Source organism: Candidatus Avedoeria danica (assembly GCA_016703025.1).
Classification (GTDB): domain Bacteria; phylum Chloroflexota; class Anaerolineae; order Epilineales; family Epilineaceae; genus Avedoeria; species Avedoeria danica.
The window spans coordinates 1,701,818-1,725,914 of sequence record JADJCV010000004.1 but is presented as its reverse complement, the minus strand read 5'-3'; the positions used below and the strand labels follow the sequence as shown (position 1 = coordinate 1,725,914).

The window sequence follows — 24,097 nt, the reverse complement described above, 5'->3', positions numbered from 1 at the left end:
TGTGAAGGTCACCGAGCCTGGTTGGCTCCGGAGGATGTGGTGGAAGGCAAATCATAGTGCATGCTCCTGCAGCGCCCGCTTCTGCGCCTGCTTGGCCAGAGACACGTAGAGAGCGGTGGTCGCCAGGTCGGCATGCCCCAGGGTCTCCTGCACGGTCTTGAGATCGGTGCCTCGGGCGATGTGGTGGGTCGCCATCGTGTGCCGAAGGCTGTGAACGGAGGCGCCGGTGATCTTCGCGGCCGCCAGATGCTTGGCCACCGTGTCCTGGATCGCCCGCTTGGAGAGCCTCAAGCCGTATTTGGAGACGAACACGGCATCACACCCCTCAGCCCTCTTGTGCCGCGTAGCCTTCCAGGTCTTGAGCACCCGACAGGCCTTGTAGTTGAGCGGCACGAGGACGACCTTTCCACCCTTCCGGGTGATCCGGGCGTGCCCAACGTTGTCCGGCTCGGGCGTCACCTTCGCCGGCAGCTCCACATCAGACCACGTCAGGCCGGCAACCTCAGACAGCCGCATGCCGGTCTGCAGGAGAAGCTCCACGAGCGCCGCGTCGCGTGGACTGTGGGAGCAGGTGCGCAGGAGCTCCTTGTACTCGATCTCACTGAGGAACCGAGGCTCGCGCCTCGGGATCCGCGGTGGGACGAGCCGGGCGGCGATGTTCTCAGATAGGACGCTCTGATCGTGAAGGAAGCGGAAGAAGCTCTTCAAGGTCTGGGCCTTCCGATTCGTCGAGCTGGCCTTGAGCCCGCGCCCGTCCAGATGGGCCATGTATGCCTCAAGGTGCCGGAGGGACACCTCGCCAAGCTGTGAGAGGCCACGATCCGCAACGAACCGGGCGAACTCCGCCAAATCGTTGCCATACTCGACTCTCGTGCGCGCTGACAGCCCTCGGGCCGGCATACCAACGACCGAGAAGAGCCGGATGGCCTCCTCCATCGTCTGGGCGGTGAACTGTTGATCGTTGTCGCTGGTGGTCATAGTTGGTATTGGTTCAATGGGTAACGGCAAGGCGCTTTGGCCTTCGCGCCGGGGTCTCCAAGAGACCTGCGTCTAACGACTCCGCTAGATGCACTTAGTGGACGGCAAACAGCCTCGAATCGCCTCCCTGCCGCGTCTAATGCAGTATTAGACGCACCTCCACAGTGTAACAGGCCCGACAGATGATTTCAAGGGCCACTCAATCGAGCGGCAGGCGGTAACGGCTTCGGGGCAGGGCCTGGCCCGACAGCCTTGATCCGTCAAAACTACACACGCCTATAATAGGTTCTGTTGACCGCAAGGCTCGGGAGACAGCGATACTCCTGCCTTACACAGAGGCAAACTCGAACGTGTTGTCGCGTAGCGATGGAACTGACGTCACGAAAACGACACCGATCCTTGTACAGCGCGCACGCGAACTCATCGCCGCTGGTTGTGAAACGCAACTTGCATGGTCCCTCGCGCAAGTCGACGAGGCCATTCGACGTTGGCCTGCCGATTGGGGCAATGAGCTTGAAGTGCTGGTTGGTGGCGACTTCTTGCCGCCTGGCTCTGATCTCGTACACAAGGAGCTGCGAATCACCGTCTATAGCCAACCGTTGCGCAATACCACCGTATTCGGCCGGGCCCTTTGCGTGCTGCGTGTTCGAATCTCAGTCACGACCCATTCTGTGCGCGATTACAGCGATGCCATACGTCGTCTCAATGTATTGCTCGGTTCTCAAGCGGTTGCCTCCTGGGGAGCGTCGGGCATAGTGTGGTGGTGCGCGCTCACCGGCATGATCAAGGGATCTCGCGCGGAGCCATTCGGTTCAGACGCGGCCACATTTGTGGAACTCCTGTATAGACTGCCAGAGCAGACAAAACATCGAGTGGAGGCTGCACTTTACTGGATGCGAGAACCTCGCAGCCACCTCGGAGAGGGTTACCGACTTGATACGGTGCGGGCATTTACTAGCTACTGGACCGCTTTTGAGTGTCTGGTTGCGGCAGCTTGCGAACTCGTTCCTCTCTCCAAGCCCAGTGTTGAAGCGATTAGTGCGCTGGCCGCGAAGATCTGGAACCCAGATCGGAGCGAGGTCGACAGGGAAGCACTCGATCGTGCCTATCGAATGGCATCGCCTGGCTTTCCCGTTCAGGCTCGTCACGCTCTCCGCACATTTGTCCCGAACGATGCAGATCGTGCGATTATAGAGTGTTTCGAGCACACTGATGAGCGTCTACGATTGCATAGAATCCGAAATTCCATAAGTCATGGTGGTGCCCGAGCAGAGGATCTGATTGCAGAGGCACACCTTGCACCGCGTGAGGCCGAACTGCGGCGTGTGGTTTGGGGCTTGTTAAGCGGTCTGCTGAATAAGGTTGCCTGACAGTGGCCCGATGTGGGAGCTATACGACCGTCATCAGGAGGTTCTCCAACTCAGTGCACAGCTGCTTAGCGTTGGCGTGAATGCCTTCATCGAGATATGCGTCCGGCTCCTCCGCACGCGCCAAAGGGCGAAACCGTGTTCCAGAAGCATTCGAGACCGAGAACGTATAACTCGGCCGCCCGCCCTTCTTGTTTGCATGTTCTAGAAGGTTATTACGGACCCTGCGAATACCGTTGGCGTTGATCCTCCTTAGATGCGGAAGTCCCGCCGCATTTTGAGTTAGGATCACCAATAGCCTGTGGGCAGTGTAATAGAATGCTTCAGCGAATACTCGCAATTCCTCGTGCGTAGTGAATGGCACAGAAGAATCATCCATGACATCCTGAGAAAGATAGACGATCACTACGTTCTGATCAACCTGAAGAGCACCGTGTGTGCGTTCATAGTCATTAATCTCCTTGGATTCGAGATCTACGACATGTTCGTAAATCCAGTCGAGTTGCCTAAGCCGTGCCACAATCTCTTTCGCACCCTCGGCATCAAACAACGTGGCCGTTGCTGTCGCGAGTTGCGCCTGCACGTACTGATTGGCCAAAGTGATACACTTCTGAAAGAGCACGAGTACCTCTCGATTGCAGGCTGATTCTTAGCTAATGTACCTACCCACAGAGCCAGGCTAGCCTCAGAATGCCTGCGTCTAATCGGTGACCAGGTACTGGTACGGTGTGCTAGACTCACCTACGACGTTCAAGGAGTGTCCTTGCCGTTGACGCAACTTGATTCACTCTCTGAATGAACCACTTATCGGCCTAGAGTGATAGGAACTATATTCTGCGTGCCGGCAGATAGGCCAGGAGTGCCGCTTCGATCTTCGCCCCGGGAGCGCGAAGAGAGGATCGTTAGTCCCAAGGTGCCGCATGTCGAGTGAGCGAATTACCAGGGATTGGAGCTGCGACGCGTTGGCCATTCCCAGTATACGCGAAAGCAGGCCGAGCAAGTGCTTTCCGGGGAGGATCTGTAACATTTCCACCCCCCCAGTGATGACGGCAGACTGCACACGTTGAGATTCCTCCGTGAACATAGCGGATGTCTTGGCTGGGACATCAAGTGCCTCGAGACTCTTGCAGTGATTCGAACACGTCTGCTCGAGACTAGTAGCAATCTGGCCTCCGTTAAAGGCGCCATCAAGAAGTTCGCGTACACGCGATCGCACCCGCTGCGCCACCACCGCACTCAAATTCTGCCCGTTGTACTCCTTACGCACGCAGTCCAGAAACGACCGCCACACTGATCCTGTATCCTTGCCGAGGTGTTCTGCCAGCGCGGCCACCACTTGTTGATCACACAGTACGCTCTCGATCTCGTGAAGATCAAGAACGGTCACACCACTGACACTTACCCTAAGGGCAGAATCAGAGTAGTAGTCACGATCCACGAGACCAATTACATCTGCTGCCGCGAGCCCTACCGTGGCTAAGCCAGACACAGCCGCGAAAACCGACGCTCGATTTCCGGACGGGATTGTGAATGTCTCAACGCCATCAAACCACGCCGCAAAGAATTCGCTTGCGAACCCTCTTCCCGGCTCACCCTCGAAAAAGAAGATTCTCTTGGCGTAGAACGGCAAGGTTGCAGCGCCAAGGATCTCCATAGCGATCGAGGAAGGGATATTTTGGGCGAACACGGCTTCGGCCACATCACCAGGCCGAGTTATTAGAACCGTTGCATCCCTACGTGACATCGTGAAGTTCAGATCGTGAGTGATGTATAGAAATCTACAGTCGGGTCGCAATTTCTCGGCCTCGTCCCAAAACCGCACTGACAGCCTGCTGTGCATGTGCAGCTCGGGTTCATCCACAAGGATTAGTTGTTCCTGTGCTGCTAGCACCCGGGCCGCCATGTATAGCACAGTTCTCTCGCCATCGCTCATCTGCCTAAGCTGGTACAGCGGCATCTCGTCGTCGGCGTCTAGGCGTCTGACTTTCGGGAAGAATCCACTAATCTCTAGCTTGCGCTTGGGAAACAACCTTGTCCAGAGGTCCTGAAGCCTAATCAGTTTGGTGTCCCGGACGGGATCCAACGATGTTTCCGCCTCTATTGCTTCCTCGTTTCTTCGGGTAAGGATGTTCGTGTGGTCTTGAATTAGTGTCGAGAGCAAAAAGTTGATCTCTTCTGTTGGCTGCCACGAGTGTTCCCTCCATCGATTCTGTTGCGATTGCATATTGCTGCGTAACTGATGCTCTTCCTGGACGGGAAGGCCCTCATCGACCCAAGTGCGGCGCTGAGCACTGATAGCGCTGACTTGATTGTCAGATGCGATCTTTTGCGCAAGCTGTGTCTTTCCGGACCCATTCGGTCCTAGGATAACGATCGGCGAGTGGCCGTCAATCTCGCCGAACCCAGGTATGTTTATCTTGACGTCGGCCACGGCAGGCTCCACTAGAGGTTGGCGATGATCACATGACCTGGAATCTGAATGGTCGCCAATCCCTCATGCTTGCTGCCTTCGATGGAGATCCACTGATCTGGTGACTTGAGGGTCAGCGATCTTGCTAGTGCTGGTCGCTCAAGTCCTTGGCATTCTTAATTGCAGGATTTGTGTAGCCGGACCACACGCTCCAAGACTCGGTGAATGGTTGACCACTGTGCCACCACAGGTATCCGCATAATTCGCATCGATAGCCTACCCATTCTCCACTAGCCTCGTTCCACAGCCTGAACGTCTTCCTGAGGTTCAGGAGGCCTTTGGCGACACCGATATAACGCTCAATTCGAAAAGTTCGATACGCCTTACATTTTGGACACTCGACGCCGGATGCATAGTGCCCCACGTGTACACGATATGAATAGAGGCTTTCGGACACGATTCACCTTCGCTTGCCCCTCTCGACCCGATGAAGTCTGATGGGTGAGTAGGGCGCTGGATTGCAAGACTGTCGCCGCGTGAGGCGTCCTGAAAGGCCCGCTGTTCGGGAGGCCGGTCACTTGTCGGGGTGGATGCGAATTCCGTGACCCAGCGCAACGTTGTTCATCGCGCCCTCGTGGAACCCGCGCCTAAGACGGAGTTAGACGCAGGCGTAAAGCCCATCGCACATCTGCTGAGTACTCCCCCCGGCCCCCAGACAACCCCGCCCGCGACACATCGACGTCGATCATAATCCCGCCCAATGCCCTGCGCAACCTCGTGACTCTACGCGCAGACATCACTCCGCCTCTTCCGCCCACGCGGATCATCCGGGACGTCTGCATCGAGCCTGGGATCCTGTACTCCTGTACCCGGGCGCTTCACCATGCCCCACAGCACCACCATTTCACCCGTGACCGCCCACTCCCCCAGCCCCTCCCCTCCCCTCACCATCACCTCCCCGCATGCGGATCCCCAAACACCTTAAACGCCAACCAAGTCGCATCCCCCACCCCCGAAGCCGCCCCCCGCGCCGCACTCGCCGCCTCCGCCAACGTCCTCCCCCCAATCAACGCATCGTAAAACGCCGTCGCAAACGTGTTGGACGCCACGTCTCGCACCGGCCACGACGCGCCGACCACAGCCCCCGCGCCCGCATCGATCAGCCGCTTCGGCCAGCCGCCCCAGGCCGTCAGGCTTTCGCCCAGGCGGCCGGCCTCGCAGGCGTTCAGGAAGACGAGCGGCTGGCGGTCGCCGAAGCGGGCGGTCATGGCGACGACGTCGGCGGTGATCGATACGCTCTGCGTTCGGCCGTTCACGAGTTCGTCCGTGATGACCAGGACGGCCTTGTCGATGTTGTCTTCCTTGGCCTCGCCGTGGCAGGCGACGTGGAGGACGTCGAACGTCGGGTTCTCCAGCGCCTCGACGAACGCGTCGTAGGTCGAGGCCACCTGGACCGGCTGGATCCCGCGCTGGGGAAGCGTCGCGGTGAAGTACTCGACCTCGCCGGTTACGTTGTCGGCGGGGTTGTTCGGGTAGGTGGCGGCCAGGAAGCTCCAGTCATGGAGCGGCAGGGACCGCGCGGCGCTGCGGCCGGGGAGCCAGCGGACCATGCCGTACTGGCCGAGGAAGCGGTCGTCGGAATCGCGTCCCTTCGGGTCCTTCAGCCGGATCAGCTCCCACGGAATGAAGGGCTCCCACGACATGACCCGCACCGCCGCGATGTCCGCCCGCCCCTCCCAGAGCAGTTCCGTCAGCTCGGCGGGGAACAGTTGCCCGCACAGCTGCACGCCGAAGGCTTCGACTTCGCGCTTGAAGCGATTCACCTGATCCTGAGTGCGCAGGAGCTGGTTCGTCATCTGGTCGTAGATGCCGGCGACGTAGGCCCGCAGCGAATCCGCGGGCGTCCCGTTGCTGGCCAGCAGCTTCGGCGACTCGAACTCTTGGAAGTCGAGCCCAAGGTCCGCGCAGTGCACGCGGTACCGGAAGCGGATGTCCGTGCCGGACGCGCCGGAAGTGATGGGATCGATCTGCAAGAGCAACACCCCGCCGTCGCCCGCCGCGCGCTGGGCGCCCGATGCCGCACCCTCCGCGCGCACGGCGGGTACGCTGTGCGCCGTGGCGCGAATCTGGTGGCGCATGTTACCCAGCTCGGTGCCCCCTGGCGGAAGATCACCGCCGCCTGCACCGCGCCCTCCGCGACAGCGCGGATGACGAACGCACTCTGCGACGGCGCGCCCCGTGTCGGTGGGTCGAGCCGCAGGATGTGGGGCCCGACAACCGTGACCGCGTCGCCGAGGATCGTCAGGATCGCGACGATCGGCTCGGTCGCGGATCCGGTCGCGGTGACGGAACCGGGGATGCGGATCGCGTCGGCGGGGTCCGCGACGATGACGTCGATGTCCTCCTCCGTGCCGATCGTCACCGGCGCCGGCGCGCGCGTCCCGAGGCGCATCTCGATCATCGCTGCTCCGGTCGGCATTCCGCCGCCCTGCGGGCCTCGGCGGCCGCAGCCCACCCCGCGTGACTGCCCCTTCCTGTACGGTTTCCTCCACCCGGATCGGGACGCGCTCGGCATCGACCGTCACGATCCGGCTTTCGGAGCCGGACGTGCCGCTCGGCGTCGGCGCGGGCTCGCCTTCCGTCCCGACGGCACTCGCCTTCTTCTCCTGCAGGTTGAGCGCCGCGCGCAGGGACAACGTGTCGGGGCCGTATGCCACGACGATGCGCACGAGCTCGTCGGGGCGGTAGGCATACAAGTATGGACGCGGCTCCCAGTCCTCCTCGCGGACGACGACGACCCAGACGGCCCCCGTGGTGCGAATCGCCCGAAGCGCGCTCGCGACGGTCTGGTCGGCCGAGAGCACGAGGATCTCCGCTGGGCGCGGCGGGCGACGGCGTCGAGGTCGAGGGGCTGCGCCATCACGACACCCGCGGGCTGACGCCGAACGCGTCGGCGATCGGGATCACATCGTCCCGGTTCGCGGCTTCGTCGCTCCGCACGTGGATCCGATACGAGCCCTCCGGCAGCGGACCGCACTGCGCCGAGTACGTCCCGTCGCGGCCGTCGCGCATCGGCTGCGTGGCCACCGTCGCCCCGGTCGTCGCATCGACCGCCGTCGCGACGAGCTGGAGCCGATCGATGCCGGCGTCGACACCGATGACGACGGGCTCGTCGTCGAAGTAGACGTCGTCCAGGCTGAGCGAGAGCTGCGCGCGGCGGTCGGGGGCGAGGAACTTGCCGAGGTCGATGTAGAGGGACGTGATCGCGCCCTCGAGGTGTTGGAGCACCGCGTTCGTGTTCTGCAGCGAGCCGTGCTTCATCGCCGCGTACATCGCGCTGTCGGCCGGGCCGTCCTCGTGCGGCACGGCGGCCACACGGGGCACGGTGCCGTCGCCGCTATGGTCCTGCCCGTCGTGCGACGGCGCCAGCACGACCGTGCCGTTCGTCAGGCGGCCGGACTGGAGCGTGGACTGCGTCGTCCCGACGATCGGGAAGATGCGGTAGCGGTCCCGCATGTACGCCGGATCCACCAGGTGGGCGTCGACGGCCGCGATGATCTCACGGTGGAACGCCAGCGCCGCCTTCGCCCGGTGCGGATCGACGTTCGGGATGCCGACGGATTCGCCGACGCGAACCAGCGTCCCGTCGCCGGCGTCGTAGGCCTTGTAGATCGGCAGGAGCTGGTAGATCGAGGTGCAGCTGCGGGCGAGCCCGGTCAGCGCATCCAGCTTGAGCCCGCCCTTGTGCATCCCGTTGCTCAGCGTGTCGAGCGCGTTCAGCGAGCCGCGGTACGGCGTGCCGAACGTGATCAAGGCCTTCGTGTCCTTCCACCCCTCCAGCACCTCGAGGAAGTAGCGCGACACGAGGCCGCCCATCGAGTGGGCCACCAGGATCAGCTTGGCCTGCGGGCTCGTGCGCCGGTAGGCCGTCAGCCAGTCTCGGCTCGCGCGCTGGAGCTTGCGGGCGGAGGCGCGGTTGTCGCGCCGCCAGTCGTACGGGAAGCGGAAGAAGTTCTCGCCTTCCTGCACGTCGAACACCGTCTGGATCACGTCCGCCACGTGCCCGTAGCCGTCGATCTTCCAGAAGCCGGGCAGGAGGTGCAGATCGGGCAGCAGCCCTGTGGCCGTCACACCATCGTCGAGCGTCTCCCGCGCCGGATCGTCGCCGCCGAGCAGCAGGCCTTCGGCGATCGAATCGCCCCGCGTGAAGAGCGCCCGCGTGATGCTGCCGGCGTCGAAGCCCCAGGCGCTCTTGCCGTCCTTCTTCAGGACGCTGCCCATGACCCCGGGCAGGAGGACGATGACGTCGGGCATGGGGTGCTTGGGCATGCGGGGCTCCCATCCACGGTGCCGCACGGCAGGCTCGCACAGCGATCGAGGCTGCGGAGCACCGGCGAACGGATTGGCGGGAGTGTATACGGCAAGCGGGGGTGGGGCAACGCCGTCAAGACCGTGCCGTCGCCCCTGCGCGCAGGGGCGACGTTGCGCCGACGTGGGCGTGTCAACTTCGGCGCATCAACCCTCCGCATACCCCCGATGCCCGTCGTAATGCCCGACGATGTTGCCCCTGCCCTTACGCCGGCGGCGTCGGATCGATCTGAATGTTCCCCGTGGTCCCACGGTTGGCGACGGCGATCATGATCCCAAGACCGAGCGCGATCACGAGCCCGATCGCCGTCCATCCGGCGCCGACCCGTCCGTCACGTCGGCCGGATCGGCGGCAACGGCGGCATCGCCGTCGCCGTCGATGGGTCGAAGAGCGTGCCCGGAATGCCGGGAACACCGAGCATCGGCAACACCCAGCGATCGAGGCCCCAGTAGCCCGCGACGCGCCATGCCAGGATGACCAGAATCGCCAGCAGCAGGAGCACGGGATTCGTCGAAACCGCGCCGGAGAACAGGAAGCTGGCGTTCATGAACCCGCCGAAGAAAGCCGCGAATCCCGTGAGCAGGCCGAGGATCAACGCCACGCCGACGAGAAGCTCACCGTACGTGACGAGGTAGGAGAACAGCACCGCGTTCGGCAGCGCGATCCGCTCCAGGAACGCAGCGTACCAGCTGCCGACATCGGGGTGTTCGCCGCCGGTCTTCGTCAGCGCGCCCTGGATGAAGCCGGTCACGGCCGTGCCGGACTTGGCTCCGACCCAGACGCCGGCCGGGTTCGTCAGCTTTCCCCAGCCGGCCGTGAGCCATGCGTAGCCGAGGTAGAGGCGGATGATCGTCCAGAGCGGCGCCAGTCGGGTATCCGAAAACAGGAACTGCGCGATCGGCGGCTCGGCGATCTGACGATGAGCCACACGGGACAGGGTGTTCGTCGGCATCGGTTGAACTCCTTCTACTGGGCCGACAGCCCAAGGTAAGTGGCCGGGTCCGTTCGCGCCGCGGCGTCCGGCGAGGTCGGGTAGTCGTTCACGAGGGCGATGACCGGTCGGTCGGCGGTGACGACCGCAGCACCGAACGTGTTGTCCGGGATGCCGCCGATGCTCGGCGGCCACCACGTGTAGGACTGGTTCGGCAGCACGGACTGCGTGCAGACCGTGCAGCCGCCGATGGGCGTGCTCTCGCCCGTCGCGGCGTTCGTGGCGCTGAATTCGATTCGGACGGTGGCTGTCGCCGTGCTGACGTTCATCACCTGGATGCCCGTCGTCAGGCCGACGTGGCGGCGCCGGAAGAGCGGCAGGGCCACGCGCAGCGCGGCTTCGGATTCGGGCAGGGCGTCGTAGGCCGAGAGGAGCTCGTCGTCGTTCGTGGCGTCGTAGACGATCGCCACGACACGCTGCGCCGGTGCGGCCGTGCGGACCCGCGCCGTGCCGAAGCAGTCGGCGGGGATGGAGTGCCCGCCGCCGGGCGCCTGGCGGAAGACGTGGCGTCCGCCGGGCGGCAGCGTGACGGCCGGGTGGGCGAAGCTGCCGTTTCGGCAGGCCACCGAGGTCGCCTCGTTGTCGCTGCCGGCGTAGCTCACGGTCACCGTCGCCGGCACGACGCCCGGGTTCACGACGACGATCCGCGTGTTCAGCCGGTCCGTGCTCAGCACGCCCCGCTGGGCCGACCGGAAGAGCGCCACCGCCAGGCGGTCGCTTGCGGTCGCCGCCGGCTGGCCCTCGAACGCCGCCACGGGCAGCGGCGCGCCGGCCGCGATCGAACCGACCTCCCACGCCTGCACGGACAGCGCTTGCGAGGACGTCACCCGCAGCCAGCCTTCGAACGAACCGAGCGGCGTCAGCGCGGACTCGAAGTCGGCCCAGACCCGTCGGGCGGCGTGCGGCGGCAGCGAGAGCGCGAACGTGGCGCGCGGCGTGCTGCCGCCCGCGCCGCCGTAGACCACAACGGTCGCCGTCGTCGTCGTGGCAGCGGTGTTCTGGACGGCGACCATCGACGAGCGGCCGACCGAGCGGCGGAGGAAGCTGGCGACGACGACGTCGCTGCCCGTGACCGGGTTGGACGCGATGCCGGCGCCGCGCACGCTGAACCAGTCCGTCCGGACGATCGCGCCGAGCGGGCGGTTGCCGTTCACGCGGACGCTGAACAAGCCGTCCGGGACCGGGAGGTCGCGGAAGATCGTCGGCAGGTAGAAGTTCGGCGCCCCGCCGCCCGCGGCCGTCCGAGCCACGGTGGCCGCCACCGCCCCGGCGTCGTCGATGAACCGCGCCGTCAGGTTGGCGGCTGCCGCCGGGTCGAGGTTCTGCACCTGGATGCCCGTTGCGACGTTGCCGGCATCGTGCCAGCGCCGCAGGCTGGCGAACGGCAATGCGAGGTCGACCACCACCGTCGGCGGCGCGGTCGCGGTCGCGGTTGTCGTCGCCACCGGCGTGCCGGCCGTGCCCGTGCGCGTCGCGGATGGCGTGGCCGAGCCGACCGCGGTCAACGTGCCCGTTGGCGTGGGCATCGTTGTGCCGATGGCCGTGCCCGTCGGCGAGGGCGTTGGTGCCGGCCACCGTGCCCGTGCCGGTCGCGGTGGCCGTGCCGACCGTGGTGAGCGTACCGGTCGGCGTCTGCGTCGCGGTCGCGGCGGCGGTGCCTGTGCGGGTCGCCGTCGCCGTCCCGGTGCTGACCGGCGTGCCGGTGTCCGTCGGCTCGGTCGTGCCCGTGCCGGACGCGGTGGCCGATACCGTTGGAGCGGCCGTCTCCGTGATGTCCGGCGTCTCCGTGCCGACCGACGTGGCCGAGCCCGTCGGCAGAGGCGTCCCGGTGCCCGTGGCGATCGCCGTGAGCGTCAGCGTTGGGGCCATCGTCGGCGTGATCGTCGCCGTGGCCGTGGCGACGACGGTCGCCGTCATCGTGGCCTGGGCCTGTGGCCCGCGGTCGCCCGACACGTCGAACGGTTGCTTCTCGCTGGGCGGGGCGCCGGCGACCGAGGGCGGCCGCAGGGCGATCACGCTTGCGATCAGGAGGACGGCGGAGAGGGCGATGAGCGCGGCGTTGCGGACTGTGGCGCGCGGCGTGGCCGACGATCTTGTGGTCGAGAGAGGCGGGGTGGTCATCGGCGTGCTCCTAATGGGTCAAGTGAAACGGCAAGTCGACGTACGGCCTCCCATGGGCTGATCCGGCTCGGAGCGGAATCAACCCATGCGACGGCGCATGCCCATCGCTGAACGCGGGATGGCAAGGACGCGGATGTTCGTCGCGCCGAGAGTACCGGAGCACGCCGGCCGACGGTAGCGGTTGGCGGCGCGGATGCGTGTCGGACGACGCCTACACGGTGTCGTGCGTTGCCGGGATGAGGGTTACTTCGGGCGGGGCGGACGGCGGTTCCGGAGGCGATCCGCACGCGCCAAGACGAGATCGGGACCTTCGGGCGCCGGCGTCAACGCGTTCGTCGCCACACCGCTGCCGCGACCAGGACAGCCAGGAACCCCAATACGGCGCCGATCCGCAGCGGCACGAAGTTGGGCAACGTCACGCGACCCCGCACCTTCGCCGGACGGAAGGAACCCGCGGTGAACCCACCGACCGTCACCGGCGTCGGCGAAGGCAGCGCGCCTGGTGGGAGCGTGTTGGTGGCCGTGGGTGACGGGCCGGGCGTCGACGTGCGCGTGGACGTGCGCGTCGGGCTGGGCGTCGACGTGCGCGTGGACGTGTGCGTCGGGCTGGGCGTCGACGTGTTCGTGGCGGTGGGTGACGGGCCGGGCGTCGAAGTGCGTGTCGCTGTCGGCGACGGGCCGGGCGAAGCCGTGAACGTGGCGGTCGGCGGCAACGCGCACAGCGGGACCGTGATTGCGTTGTTGTCCAGCGTCACGGCCCCGTTCCGCGCCAGCGCGCGGCCCGACAGGTTGGCCGTCGTGTTCAGCGTGATGCTCGTGAGCGCGACGATGTTGCCCACGAACGAAGTGGCGGTGCCGAGCGTGGCGGAGCTGCCGACCTGCCAGGACACGTTGCAGTCCTGCCCGCCGTTGATGACGCTGACCGACGCGTTGGTTGCCGTGGTCAGCGAGCTGCCGATCTGAAAGACGAAGACAGCCTGGTTGTTGCCCTGGGCGTCGAGCGTCAGGTTGCCCGTCAGCTGGGCCGAGGAGGCAAAGCAGTAGACGCCCGGCGTGAGCGTGAGCCCGCCGAGATCCTGGCCGGTCAGATCGGTGTTGCACGCCATGCCGGCCAGCGAGTTGTAGGCGGTGGTCACGTCGCTCTGGGCTTGTTGCGCGACCGCGTCTCCCGCATGGATCGCGCCGGGAGGAACGACGACGCCCGGAGGAAAGCCCGTGATGGCCAGACCGGACCAAACGCCAAGGTTGCCGCCCGTGATCACGCTCGGGCCGGTGTTCGTCACCGTCGAGCCGCCGAGGACACCGAAGCTTTGCGCCGTGCCGAGGAACGCCTGGGCTCGCGCAATCGACGCTGGGGAAAGGCCCGAATGTAGCAGCGCGGCCAGCACAAGTCCCGCGCTCGCAGCGCTACGCCACCGGCCCACACGCCAACCCGGGTTTCCGCGCATCACGTTGTTCTCCAAGCAGCTGTGTCCAAGTAGCTGTGATGGACGACTCTTAGATAACGCGAATCCAACGTGAACGGATACGGGACTTGACGTTGGGCAGCAACGTTGAACAACGGAGCCTGCGGTTCATGCGTGGAGTTGACCCGGCGGTCTGAAGTGGTTAGCGCAACAAAGCGGTGAGCTCCTCTGCCGGGGACTTCCAGCCGACCGCACCGACGATACGGAACTGGGTGGTGCGGATGGACTCGAAGAGCGGTTCCGGTGGTGACTCCTCAGGTCCAGTGAAAAGGTCGGTCGCCGCGGCTCAGGTGGGCCGAGCGCTGACCATCTCCTCCACATACCCCCGGTGCTCGTCGTAATGCCCGACCGTGTTCCCGAGCAGGTAGCCATACAGCGGATCGTCCCGCCCGGTCGCCCACGGCTGGAAGTGGACGTACGGCCGGACCAGATCGGCCGTGGCCATCGACTCGATCCGCGCGACAAGGGCGCGGTGCGTACCGTCGAAGTCGGTGCGAACTTCGGCCGGCAGCGTGTCGCGGTGCCGCGCTTGAATCGCGGCGTTGATCACGTCGTACGTGTCCGTGATCGTCTGCCAGACCTCGGGTGTGACGCCGATCGCCTCCCAGCGCGGCCGGCCGTCCAAGACGGCGATCATCGAGCCCGCCCAGGCGGTGAGGTGGGCCACATGGTCCTTGGCCGTCCAGCCGGCGGCGTCCGTCGGACCGGTGAGGTCGGCGTCGTCCAGCGCGGCCAGGAACGCAGTGAAGCGCCGGAAGCCGGCGTCGATCTCCGCCATCATCGCGCTTCGTTGGGCGTCCAGGTCATCCAAATCGCAGGCCTCCATCGTTCCTGCAACGCCGTGGTTCGCGGTGCGCCGCGGCGTCCGCGCAGTGCGAGGGGAAGTGTATCATCGCGGCACGCATCCTCACCGTCATGAAAACGTGCCCATCCACGCCGTTGCGCGCATTTCCTGGAGGCAATCGTGACCGCCATGGCCTCGACCTCGCCCAACGTCCCGGCCGCCGAAGGTGGCAACCAAGCGCGTCTGCTCGGCATCCTCGCCGGACTTGGCGGGGTGCTGTACCTGATCGCCTGGTTGCGTTTCACGCTTGGCCAGGACGCGTTCGACGCGATCACGGCGACCGCCGCCTTGCCGTGGTGCCTCGGCTGCCTGGCCGGCCTGGCGGGCATTGTGCGCTGCGCCGTCGTTCGAGGCGACGATGGCCCTCATCGGCCTGGCGTGGGTCGGGATCGGTGCGGCCATCGCCGGAGGGGACGCGGCAGCCCAGTAGGGCGTATCGGGCAGCTGACGGCCTACCGCGCATCGGACGGCGCTGCGGCGGCGGCGCTGGGGCGCGCGGTGTTCAGCCGCGCAGGCCCCGCCACACCTCCCGCCAGATCACCGCGCCGTCCACGCTCGGCAGCGGCAGAAAGCCGCCCAGGCCGAACAGGAGGTTCACGCCGGCGATGCGGTCGAGCATCGGCTGCGTCCCCCCGCCGCCCAGGGCAGTGAGCACGGCGAACGTGATCGCGGCGACAACGAGGTTGCCCACCGGCCCGCCGACGGCGCGCGCGATGTGGGTCCGGCCGCGGACGGCGCTCTGATCGCCCAGGTACAGGTTCGCGTCGCGCGTGGCGGTGATCAGCAGCTCGTCCATCGCGCTGCCGGCCAGCGTGCCGCTGGCGATGTGGCCGAAAGCATGGGCCGCGTTGGCGACGAGGCCGGCGACGGTGAACAGCACGGCGTTCTCGATGCGGTCGCCGAGCGGGGCGACGAGCGCCATTCGCCCCGGCACGAACGTCAGCAGGACGCCGAGCGCGAAGAAGAACGGCACCTGAAGAGCGGCGGTCGGCGTGACCGCGATCCGCGTGCCCCACAGCCGGCCGACAGGGATGTGCCGCGTGTGGTCGAGGTCCTCGAGGAACGCGTACTTGGCGTAGCGGTGAAACGGCCAGCGAATCGGCGGTGCCGGCTCGGCGATGTCAGTCATCTTGGCGTTCTCGATGATCGCGACCATCCCGGCCATCGCGCGCCTCGCCCGCGTCTCGCCGCACCGTGAGCCAGAGCCACACGGCGACGAGGCCGGCCGCCGTCACGTCCGCGAGGAGGATCCACAGGGCGAGGTTCGACCAATCCACCGCGGTGCGGAAGCGCGCGAGCTGGACGTACAGAGCCGGCGGCAGGAGCAGGAGCATCGCCGTCGCCAGCCGAACGCGGCGCCAGTCGTTCTCCCACGCCATCCAGACCTGCAGCAGGCCGACGCCGATCAGCCAGCTGCAGAGCGCGCGCAGCGTGAGGGGCGTCAGCGGCCACGGGCCGCGGGGCACGAGGAGGGACGGGACGACGTACAGCGTCAGCGCCACGGCGACGACCGCCAAGCCGTTGGTGCGCAGGAACGTGCGCGCGGCGGCGGGCAGTCGACCGTCGACGGCGGTGCCGACCGGCAGCGCGCGGCGCTGGTGCCAGGCGTACGCCGCGGTGAAGATCGGCGGCGGGAGGACGTAGCTGGCCAGCCAGACGTTGAACGGCAGCGTCCAGAGGCTGAACTTGGACCAGTGGAGGAACGTCGTGACGCACATCGCCGTGGCGAACACGGCCGTCGGCAGGATCATGACCCGGACGTTCTCCCAGCGCCGTTCGAACAGCGGCAGCACGAAGAGCAGCGCCGAGGCGAAGTAGAACGCGCCGAGCGTCGCCGCCATGACCGTCGCCGGAATCGGCCAGGCGAAGTTCGTGGCCGTCTGGTCGGGCCGGAGGAAGATCGAGCTGATGGCCGCGAGGCCGAAGAAGACCTCGACCGCCAGCCAGGCGCGCAGCCACCACGCCACGGGCGTGCCGACGGCGTCGCCGGCGTGGCGTGTCGGCCCGTCGGTTGTCGACGGGTTCGATGCGGCGCTCGGCGATGATGGGGATGGGGTGTTCGGCGAGGTCGGGGCGGTCATGGCTGTTCGGTCCTCCTTGGACGGGCGAGTACGTACCGCAGCAGGACGGCCGTGGCGAGTCCGAAGCCGCCGAACCAGAGCCACGTGGCCGGCGCTGTCGGCGCGAACAGGCCGCGGTGCAGCGCCGAGGCCGCAAGCACGGCCGCTGTGAAGACGAGCGTCGCGGTGAGGGCGATGCGCACCTCGCCCGCGGCCGTCGCGCGCGCGGCCATCAAGCTGCCGAGGCCGAAGCTGAGGAACGGCGCGCTGTACACCTGGGCGAGCTCGGTTGAGATCTTCCAGGGCCAAACCGCGGCCACCGCGCCGGGCGCGGCAAGGAGCGCGACGGCGAGGAGCGTCAGGACGGCGGCCTGCGCCCAGAGGTAGGTGCGAAGGGGCGCCGGCAGCGCCGGCAAGGGCGAAGCCGTCGATGCGCCGCCCGCGACGCCGCGCTGCCGCCACGCGATCCACGCCGCCACGATCGGAAACGCGCTGTACGCGATGAACCACGTCCATGTCTGCGGCTCGGCCCAATCGAACGCCCCGAGGAAGCGCAGCGAGACGAGGCCGAGCACGCCGGTCCAGATCGCCACCATCGGGACGACGATCCGGATCTCGCGCCACGACCGGGCGCGGATGGCCAGCAGCATGAACGTCGCCCCCGACAGGTACATGGCGCCCAGGAAACGGCTGTGCAGCGGCGGGACGTTGAACGGGATCGTCGCGGAGAGGTGCGCGGGGAAGAACAGACCGCGCACGGCGACCCAGGCGGCGAGGGCGAGGACGCACGTGAAGAACGCGCGCTGTCCGGGGGAGATGCGGTCGCCGATCGGCAGCGCCTGCCGCAAGGCGATGGCGAGGATCGCACCGTTCGCCAGCGTCGAGACGGCAGGCAGCCGCAGGTCGGGCACGTGCGTGTATCCGAAGACATCGACGACGAGCTTCAGCGCGACGAGGACCACGACGGCCCACAGCGCCCACGGCGCGCGCCGCCAGACGCCGACGACGGCGGCCGCGCCGAGTGCGGCGAGGGCGAGCGCGAAGAGCTTGAGGCCCCATGCGTCCTGGCGCGCGAAGGCGTAGTACGGAAACAGTGCGCCGACAGGGACGAGCTGGGCGACGAGCAAGGCCAGCAGGGCGCGTTCGGGCCAGCGGCGGCTGGTTGGGGCAAGGACATCCGGCGCTGGCGACACCGCGGCCTCCATCTCTAAGTCGTTCGACGGTGGATCATACGTCCAATCGTCATGCTGGCACCGTTGTGGACCCGTCCAGGCTGCACGCCAGGCGCAGCCCCACCGAATCGGGACAGAAGTCCGGGCCGTACCCCACGCCGTAGCTCGGATGGACCCGCGAATGGTTGTCCATCCAGCAGCCCCCGCGGACCACCCGGCGCTGCGATGACGGCACGTCGACCGCCTCAAGGTCGCGGTGCCACTCGCGCGGTCCGTCCGGGGCCGTGTCGTCACCGGTGCCGACCAAGGTGCTGGTCCAGGTCTCGACGTTGCCCGACAGGTCGCTGAAGCCATCCGACGTGTCGCCGTCCGGGTAGACGCCGACGGGCGTCGTGGTCATGATGTGGCTGAGCACGCAGTTGAGCCGCGCCGGGTCGAAGGGCCCGCCCCACGGGTAGTCGCGGCCGCTTGGCCCCCGCGCCGCGGCCTCGAACTCGGCGTCGGTCGGCAGCCGGAACGGCCGGCCAGTCTGCGCCGCGAGCCAGTTGCAGTAGGCCCGCGCCTCGTACCAAGTGACGGCCACGACCGGCTGCGCGGGGTGGTTGAAGCGGCCGTTGGTCCATTGCCGCGGTGCCGTCTTGCGCTCCGACGGGTACAGCTCAGCCAGATGCAGCGCCAACTCGGTCTCGGTCATGGCCAGGCGCCGCCGCCAGCGCTCAAAGACCTCATGCGTGAAGCCGCCCTCGCGGCGCGTCGCCGCCAGCAGATCGGGGTTGGCCCGGTAGCGCCGCACCCACTCCTGAACGCTTAGATGGATGCCGAGCGTCGTGCCGACGCCGCGGCGCCAGTCGGCCGCCGCCGGGGTGTCCCACCAGCGCTCGTCCTCGTATCCGTCGGCTGCCATGAAGCACGCCCATTCGGCGTTCGTCACCGGGAACCGGCCCATCGCGAAGCGATCCAACCGGACGGTGTGCGGCGTGTAGCGCGCCCACCACTGCCGCCCGAGCGCCTCGAAGGGCTCGGCCCGGCCGAGCGGGTAGTCGCCGGCGGCGATCTCGAGGAGCGGCGGGGCCAGATGGTCGCCGTCGGGGCCTGCGCGGCGCGGCCAGCGCGGGTCGCCCAGCGTGCCCAGGGCCCGCGCGGCGGCGATACGGGCCCGCACGTCCGCCGCCCCGTCGCGGCTGCGCAACGTCAGGCGAGATCGCAGGTCGTCGACGAACCCGTTGTCGAGCCGGGCGGCCACGTCGGGCCGCGCGGCGATGGCGCCGGCCAGGGCCAGGTTCGCCGCCGCGACGCCCTCCAGGAAGGCGGTCGCATCCGTGGCCATCTCGGCGGCCAGGCCGGTTGTCTCCTCCCAGCCGGTCGCCGGCAGCGGCGGCAGCGGCTCGCCGGCCGGGATCGCGGCCAACAGTTCGGCCACGCTGGGTACCACGTCGACCGCCCGCCAGGCCTGGCACACCCGATCAGGAGCGGGCGCCGCGGCCAGCCGGCGGGCGGCGAAGTACTCCTGCAACAGCTGATGACGAAAGCTCACGTCATCCGAGGCTACCTCTTCGTCCAGCACCGCCAACGCCAGCCCGGCCTCGATGAGGCCACCGGACGGCGGTGCCGCCGACAGCGCCAGCGCCTCGGCGCGGTCGACGCGTACCTGCGCCCCGTCTCCACCCAGGCCCCGCGACTGCATGCCCCACGCCAGGCTCGCCAGCCCCGGGAACAGCACACCGCGCTCCGGCAGTTCGAACGGCGTCCGCCAGCGCCACTGGGTGACCTGGCGGACGTCGCGCTGGTCAAGCACTAGGCCCGGTCGAAAGGCGGTGTTGTCGCGCTCGATCTCTCGGCGCAGGGCCTGACGCACCATGCCCGTGAACAACGCCGCCCCACCGCCCGGAAGGTCGCCGCTGGGCCCGGCCTGATCGACCAGCAGCTTCAGGGCGTACGGCACGCGCAGCACCGCCAGCCGCGGCGAGCCGGACAGCGTTGCCCACAGTTGCTCGGCCAGCGCCGGTCGGTGGGCCCACAGGAACGTCCGGACCTGGTCGTCCGTCAGCGGCTCCACCTGCAACTGCGGCACACGCAGCTCGGCCGACGACAGCGGCGCGCTGTAGTCAAGGCTCCGGCAGCTGACGATGGCGCGGTTGCCGGCCACCGCCGCCAGCTCGTCGACAAGGTAGTGCCGCCAGGCGGCCACCTGCGCGTGGTACTCGGCGCCATCGACGTGCGGCATCTCATTAAGCCCGTCCAGCAGCAGCGTCAACTGACCCTGGGCCAGGAAGTCCGCCAATGCGGGCAGGTCCGGATGGCGTTCGTGCCACCGCGCCTCCAGCCACGGCCCGGGAGCGCTCAGCGCCCGGCCAGCGACGGGCCGATACTGGCCGAGCGGCACAAAGAACGTCACCGCGTCGGTCTCGCCGTGCAGCGCCGCCACCGCTTCGTCCAGCTCGAAACGCCCAAGCAAACTCGACTTGCCGCTGCCGGGCGCGCCCAGGAGGGCGACCACCGGACTGCCGGCCGCATCGAGCGCCGCGGCGATGTCCTCGTGCTGACCGCCGGTCTGCCAGCGGCCGGCGGGCTCCTCCTCGCCGGCATCCACCACCAGCGTCAGGCGCACGAAGCGCTGGTCCAAGGAGTGGCGCGGCTGGGACCATGCGGCGATACGCGCCACGCGGTAGGCCTCGAGGTCCGCCGGCGGCCGGCTGACCAGCGTCAGCGCGTCGGCCGCCGAGAGGTCGATGCCTGGGTGACGCTCCGCCTGCACCGATTCGAGCACCCGGCGCGCCACGAGGCTCGGCGGTTCGATTGGGTCGGCGCCGCCGTGCGGATGCACGCGCACCCGCTGGGCGGGCCGCGGGCTGTAGGGCAGCTCGCCGCGGCGGACGAGTTCGAGCTCGCGGCGCCGGAGGTCATTGGACAGCAGCGCCAGCCCTTGGTTCAGCCGGCGGGCCAGCGTCACCCGGCCGACGCCGGCCACGCGGGCCACTTCGTCCATCGGCGGGCTGGCCGTCGAGATGAAGCGGCTGTGAATGGCGCTCCAGCATTCGCGGACGTGGTCACCGGCCCTGAAGTCGTCGGCCAACCGCGCCAGCTCCCGGGCCGGCGTCGCGCCGGCCGCAAGGGCGGCTACTCCTGGACCGTTCGCTTCGCGACGCAGCGCCGCGAGGCGTTCGGTGACGAGGTCGACCAAAACGCCCGCCAACGCCCACTGGCGGTTCTCGTCGCTGGCGGTCACGCCCATCTCGCGCAGCCGGACGTCCACGATCTGCAGGCCGAGCAGCGGGTTCGGCTGGCGGCGGGCCTTGGACTCCAGGTGGCGAACGGCGGCCAGTGCCTGACGCACGGTTTGTGGCCCAATGAGATCGATGGGCGACCGGGCGGTGTGGACTGGCATACGCGCCGGATGTTGCCATTTCAGGGCGCGCGAAGCAAGCAGGCAGGGCCGCAGGACCACGCCTTACGACCGCGCCGCCAGTGACCACTGGCGGCGCGGTCGCACACAATGTACGTTAGAACAAGTCCATCATCGCGGCGCGGACTTGCTTGCCTGTGGCGTGTCGCCGTAGACGCCCATATTGGCCCGGCCACCATTGGGTTCGGGCTCGGCGGCGAAGGGCGATGCCGGGTCGGCGGCATCGATGGCGGGACTGTCCTGGTTGTCCAGTACCCACCCGCCGGCGCCCCCGTTGGCCGCCGGATCCCAGCGCCCGGCAGACGAGCGCACGTGGAAGTCGTTGCCGGCCAGGTTGGCGAACAGGGGATCGGTGGACAGGTTGCCCATCCCTGAAAGAAGCTCCTCGGAGAGCGTGTAGCGGATGTTGATCTTGGAGGTCTCATCCACCTCGACGTCGTCCCCGCCATTGCCCCAGAAAATGCTGTTCCGGATGGTGACGTCGGAAAACTCCAGCACGGTGACTGCAGTACCGGCGACCGGTGGATCACAGTCGTGGCCGGCGATCGTGCTGTTGCTCATGGTGAGGCTTGAGCCCATACCGCCGGCGTCGCCATCGACGAAGACCGTCGACACACCGCCCGGCACGCCGCTCGACACGCCACACTGGTTCGCGTAGAACAGTTCGTGGTCCATTTCGGCGCGCGCGCCGTTGTCGACGAGGATGGCGCTGCCGAGGGAGGGGGCGAAGTTGTCGGTAAAGACGTTGTAGGACAGTCTGAAAAAGCCGCCTTCGTTGAAGATCGCCATTCCGCCGCCCCAGCCGTAGCCCAGCTCCCGTCCGATTTCGTTGCCCGCGATGAGGTTGTGGGAGATCTGGGCGTTTGGCGAGAAGACGTAGACGCCCCCGCCGTGGTCGCCGCGACCGATGTTGTCCTGGATGGTGTTGCCGCGGATGACCACCTCCCCGCCGGCGATCGCGATGGCAGCGCCGCGCCCGGAGACGTTGTCGCGGATGACATTGCCCTGGATCGAGATGTTTGCGTTGCTGGCGTAGATGCCGCCACCGAGCAGATCCTCGCCGTTCGCGGCGTCGGCGCAGGTGCTGTTGTTCTCGATGATGTTGTTCGAGATCGATGGCTCGCCGCCCAGGACGTAGAGTCCACCACCCACACACCCTGGCAGCGGAATCGTAGAGCGCACCCCGCGGGTGATGCGGAAGCCGTCCACGACGGTCGAGCCGGACTCGAGCAGCGTGACCACCGAATCCTGCAAGTTGCCTTGGAGGTTGGCAACGTTGGCGGTGGGGTTGCGAACCCCGAAGTTGCCGCCGGTCCCACCGGTATAGTCGGCCTCAGTGCCCCCGATGTACCCCCCATAAAGCGACACGGTCTTGTTCTGCACGAGCACGGCCTCGATATAGGTTCCACCCGCCACCGCGATGACATTCCCGCCCGAGGCGGCGTCGATGGCCTGCTGGACGGTCCTGTACGGACGGCGGACGCTGCCGTCCGCAGCGCCGGTGGTGTTGTCGTCGTCGACGAAGAGGTCGGCGGAGACCACGGCCAGCGTTGGCGTGGCAGGCGGCGTCGTACGGGGTGGCGTGGCGGGCGGCACCGTCCGCGTTGGCGTGGGAGGCTGCGTCGTCTGCACGGGCGTGGCGGGCTGCGACGTCCTGGTTGGCGGAACGGGAGTGGCGGGCTGCGTGGTTCGGGTCGCCGCGGGCGGCGCAAGCGCCAGGCCGTTGTAGACCAGCGGCAGGTAGAGTGGCGAGTCGTCGGGCGTCCGAGGGATGGTGGGCGTCGGAGGGACGGAGGGCGTCGGTGGAATGGTGCTGGGCGTCCGGGTGTTGGTCGGCCCCCGCGTCGCCGTGGCAGAGGTCGTCCGAACCTGGCCCGAGTCGGGGTTCAACTGCAGCGAGGAGACGTCGACGGCCTCAAAATCCGCCCCTTTCACGCCCCGAAGCTCTCGCAGAACGTCGTTGTCCCAACGGTCGTCGGGCGCGCCGGATAGGTACCAGGGCGATCCGTTGTCGGCCAGCATCATGCCGTACTTCTGGAGCGCGCGCAGGATGACCCGCACCTGCGGCGAGAATCCGGACATGTCGAAGTCGGCCTTGAGGCGGAAGCGCTGGCCCATGGGCGGGAACCGCTCCTCGGTGCGGGTCGAGGCGCGGTGCCGCGCCGGCCAGACATACGCCCGGCGGGTCGCCGGAACCGTGAAGCGCAGCGCGTGGAGGATCTCGCCGGCGGCCACCTCTTCATAGCGCACGAGACCGGGCAGGACGGGGAGGCCGGCGGCATCGGCCGACGTCCAGCCGTCCGGACGCAGGTCGTGCGAGTTCAAGTCATAAATCGCGCCGCCGACGGCCTTCCAGCTGCCGTCGTCCTGGGGATGGGCGTCGAACAGCTCGTAGAGCTTGCAGTTGTCCCGTTCCAAGACCAGCACGTGCCGATCGCCGTCGCCGTCGGGACCGCCTTCGATCGGCGCGTCTGTGGGAATGGGGTAGGGGCCCGGGTCGCTCTCGTCGGCGTACTCGAAGGTGACCTCCACCCCGGGCTGGCTCGCCGGTACGTCCACGAATGGAATGCCGATCGGGGAGCTCGTGCCCTCCAAGAGACCGGCGCCGAAGTCAGGGTGAAGGCCCACGTCGGCGCCGATGGTGTCGACGTAGAGGTCTGAATTGGGGACTACCGGCATGGTGTCCACCGCGGCGTTCCAGATATTGTCGGCGGGAAGGACGGGGCAGCCCTTGATCTCGGCCGACGTGAAGGGAGCGAGTGGCTGGCCCGAAACGGTCGGTGGGCTGGAAGCAGGTGACTCCCGGCCGATCGCGGATGAGGCAAGCAGCAAGCCTACACACAGGGAAAGCCGTCGTACCCCCAGGGCACCCGCCAGTCGATCAAGGCCGAGCGTTCGCAGCGTCACATCCAATCT

At 67.3% G+C, this 24,097-nt stretch carries 16 protein-coding genes and 1 pseudogene; 2 read left to right on the top strand and 15 right to left on the bottom strand.

What is annotated here, in order from left to right; all coding sequences use genetic code 11:
- Nucleotides 1-51: 51 nt before the first annotated feature.
- Nucleotides 52-978: a tyrosine-type recombinase/integrase gene (locus IPG72_10310; GenBank protein ID MBK6769377.1), complete on the bottom strand. Its 927-nt coding sequence runs from the start codon at nucleotides 976-978 to the stop codon at nucleotides 52-54.
- 518 nt (nucleotides 979-1,496) lie between these two features.
- Between IPG72_10310 and IPG72_10305 the strand changes: the two genes are divergently transcribed.
- Nucleotides 1,497-2,348, top strand: a complete 852-nt coding sequence (locus tag IPG72_10305) for a hypothetical protein (protein MBK6769376.1) — start codon at nucleotides 1,497-1,499, stop codon at nucleotides 2,346-2,348.
- A 19-nt stretch (nucleotides 2,349-2,367) separates the two neighbouring features.
- Here the strand turns inward: IPG72_10305 and IPG72_10300 are convergent, their stop codons facing one another.
- From IPG72_10300 to IPG72_10275, 6 genes are all read right to left on the bottom strand, one after another.
- The gene (locus tag IPG72_10300; protein MBK6769375.1) at nucleotides 2,368-2,967 is read right to left on the bottom strand and encodes a hypothetical protein; all 600 of its coding nucleotides are present in this window, start codon (nucleotides 2,965-2,967) and stop codon (nucleotides 2,368-2,370) included.
- A 162-nt stretch (nucleotides 2,968-3,129) separates the two neighbouring features.
- Nucleotides 3,130-4,776 (bottom strand): AAA family ATPase, encoded by a 1,647-nt coding sequence (locus tag IPG72_10295; GenBank protein MBK6769374.1) that lies wholly within the window; start codon nucleotides 4,774-4,776, stop codon nucleotides 3,130-3,132.
- 929 nt (nucleotides 4,777-5,705) lie between these two features.
- Nucleotides 5,706-6,893, bottom strand: coding sequence for a CHAT domain-containing protein (locus IPG72_10290; GenBank protein MBK6769373.1), 1,188 nt, complete (start codon nucleotides 6,891-6,893; stop codon nucleotides 5,706-5,708).
- Between the two features lie 781 nt (nucleotides 6,894-7,674).
- A complete protein-coding gene (locus IPG72_10285) occupies nucleotides 7,675-9,084 on the bottom strand; it encodes a hypothetical protein (GenBank protein MBK6769372.1) in 1,410 nt (469 codons plus the stop codon).
- 371 nt (nucleotides 9,085-9,455) lie between these two features.
- On the bottom strand, nucleotides 9,456-10,076 hold the full coding sequence (locus tag IPG72_10280; protein MBK6769371.1) for a DoxX family protein: 621 nt from the start codon (nucleotides 10,074-10,076) through the stop codon (nucleotides 9,456-9,458).
- Between the two features lie 14 nt (nucleotides 10,077-10,090).
- Nucleotides 10,091-11,641: a hypothetical protein gene (locus tag IPG72_10275; GenBank protein MBK6769370.1), complete on the bottom strand. Its 1,551-nt coding sequence runs from the start codon at nucleotides 11,639-11,641 to the stop codon at nucleotides 10,091-10,093.
- Nucleotides 11,642-11,676: 35 nt separating this feature from the next.
- Between IPG72_10275 and IPG72_10270 the strand changes: the two genes are divergently transcribed.
- Complete coding sequence (locus tag IPG72_10270; protein MBK6769369.1) at nucleotides 11,677-12,297, top strand: hypothetical protein; 621 nt, start codon at nucleotides 11,677-11,679, stop codon at nucleotides 12,295-12,297.
- A gap of 667 nt (nucleotides 12,298-12,964) precedes the next feature.
- Here IPG72_10270 and IPG72_10265 read toward each other — a convergent pair.
- The 8 genes and pseudogenes from IPG72_10265 to IPG72_10230 form a co-directional block, all read right to left on the bottom strand.
- Nucleotides 12,965-13,684: pseudogene (locus tag IPG72_10265) on the bottom strand (DUF3494 domain-containing protein).
- A gap of 304 nt (nucleotides 13,685-13,988) precedes the next feature.
- Nucleotides 13,989-14,513: a ClbS/DfsB family four-helix bundle protein gene (locus IPG72_10260; protein ID MBK6769368.1), complete on the bottom strand. Its 525-nt coding sequence runs from the start codon at nucleotides 14,511-14,513 to the stop codon at nucleotides 13,989-13,991.
- Between the two features lie 102 nt (nucleotides 14,514-14,615).
- The gene (locus tag IPG72_10255; GenBank protein ID MBK6769367.1) at nucleotides 14,616-14,915 is read right to left on the bottom strand and encodes a hypothetical protein; all 300 of its coding nucleotides are present in this window, start codon (nucleotides 14,913-14,915) and stop codon (nucleotides 14,616-14,618) included.
- Between the two features lie 133 nt (nucleotides 14,916-15,048).
- Nucleotides 15,049-15,675 carry a hypothetical protein gene (locus IPG72_10250; GenBank protein MBK6769366.1) on the bottom strand — a complete coding sequence of 209 codons (627 nt, stop codon included), beginning with the start codon at nucleotides 15,673-15,675 and terminating at the stop codon, nucleotides 15,049-15,051.
- On the bottom strand, nucleotides 15,668-16,627 hold the full coding sequence (locus IPG72_10245) for a hypothetical protein (GenBank protein ID MBK6769365.1): 960 nt from the start codon (nucleotides 16,625-16,627) through the stop codon (nucleotides 15,668-15,670). Before IPG72_10245 ends, IPG72_10250 begins: the two co-directional genes overlap by 8 nt.
- A complete protein-coding gene (locus IPG72_10240) occupies nucleotides 16,624-17,799 on the bottom strand; it encodes a hypothetical protein (protein ID MBK6769364.1) in 1,176 nt (391 codons plus the stop codon). The genes IPG72_10245 and IPG72_10240 overlap by 4 nt, the downstream gene beginning before the upstream one ends.
- A gap of 49 nt (nucleotides 17,800-17,848) precedes the next feature.
- Nucleotides 17,849-21,112 carry an SUMF1/EgtB/PvdO family nonheme iron enzyme gene (locus IPG72_10235; protein ID MBK6769363.1) on the bottom strand — a complete coding sequence of 1,088 codons (3,264 nt, stop codon included), beginning with the start codon at nucleotides 21,110-21,112 and terminating at the stop codon, nucleotides 17,849-17,851.
- A 180-nt stretch (nucleotides 21,113-21,292) separates the two neighbouring features.
- Nucleotides 21,293-24,088 (bottom strand): right-handed parallel beta-helix repeat-containing protein, encoded by a 2,796-nt coding sequence (locus tag IPG72_10230; GenBank protein MBK6769362.1) that lies wholly within the window; start codon nucleotides 24,086-24,088, stop codon nucleotides 21,293-21,295.
- Nucleotides 24,089-24,097 lie beyond the last annotated feature (9 nt).